The sequence below is a fragment of the Streptomyces alkaliphilus genome (genome assembly GCF_014141535.1).
In the GTDB taxonomy this organism is placed as follows: domain Bacteria; phylum Actinomycetota; class Actinomycetes; order Streptomycetales; family Streptomycetaceae; genus Streptomyces; species Streptomyces alkaliphilus.
The window spans coordinates 1-1,125 of the sequence record NZ_VKHT01001310.1; the positions used below are offsets into that span (position 1 = coordinate 1).

Sequence of the window (1,125 nt, forward strand, 5' to 3'; positions counted from 1 at the left end):
GGGACGGGCTCGCGGCTCATCCGGCCCGGGCGCGGTTGGTCTACACCGTGCGTTTCGAGAACCACGGTGCCCCGCTCACCCTCCCCGGTCTGCCGGAGGCGTTGGAGAGCGAGTGGCGGGAGACCCCCGTGCGGGTGACCGAGGTCCAAGCCGTCGTCCGCTGACCAGCCTCCCCGCCCGACATCGGGGCGGCACCGCCCACCGCCGACGATCCGACTTGCACCTCACGCGGCGTGAGGCGTCACCGTGGAGGTGTCGGAACACAGAACACGACGGAGGCGGCCATGGGCTGGTCGGTGGGCGAGGTGGCCCGATTCGCCGGGGTCAGCGTGCGCACCCTGCACCACTACGACGCGATCGGACTGCTGGAGCCCAGCGGACGGACACACGCCGGGCACCGCCGGTACGAGGAGAAGGACCTCGACCGGCTCCAACGGATCCTCTTCCACCGGGAACTCGGCTTCCCGTTGGAGGAGATCGCGATCCTGGTGGATGACCCGGACCTCGACCCGACCGACCGACTCCGTCGGCAGCACCACCTGCTCACCGAGCGGATCGGGAAGCTGCGACGGATGGCCGCCGCCGTGGAGCGGGCCATGGAGGCGAGACGGATGGGAATCAGCCCGACCCCCGAGGAGCGGTTCGAGGTATTCGGCCGCGACCACGACTGGGAGGCGTACGACCGGGAGGCCGAGGAGCGTTGGGGCGACACGGACGCGTGGGCCGAGTCCCGGCGCCGCTCGGCCCGGTACACGAAGGAGGACTGGCAGCGGATCAAGGCCGAGGACGACGAGCTGAACACGCGCATCGCGGCCCTGGTGGCGGCCGGTACCGCCCCCGACTCCCCCGAGGGGATGGACCTGGCCGAGGAACACCGGCAGCGGATCTGTCGACGGTTCTACCCCTGTGACCACGCGATGCACGTCAACCTGGGCGACATGTACGTGGCGGACGAGCGGTTCACCGCCACGTACGAACGGATCCGGGAGGGAATGGCCCGCTGGCTGCGGGACGCCATCCGGGCCAACGCCGCCCGCAGGGGCCCCGCCGGCGACTGACGGGCTCCGACCAACGGACTCCGACCCCGGGCGGCCGGGGTCCCGGTGCCGTGGCGCGGTACCCGCC

1 protein-coding gene is annotated in these 1,125 nt (G+C 71.9%); it reads left to right on the top strand.

What is annotated here, in order from left to right:
* Nucleotides 1-284 precede the first annotated feature (284 nt).
* Nucleotides 285-1,058: a MerR family transcriptional regulator gene (locus FNQ90_RS24175; RefSeq protein WP_182608291.1), complete on the top strand. Its 774-nt coding sequence runs from the start codon at nt 285-287 to the stop codon at nt 1,056-1,058.
* Nucleotides 1,059-1,125 lie beyond the last annotated feature (67 nt).

What these genes read in the sequence shown, in the direction of transcription:
- FNQ90_RS24175 (WP_182608291.1), top strand. Translation starts at nt 285, where the DNA reads ATGGGCTGGTCGGTGGGCGAGGTGGCCCGATTCGCCGGGGTCAGCGTG.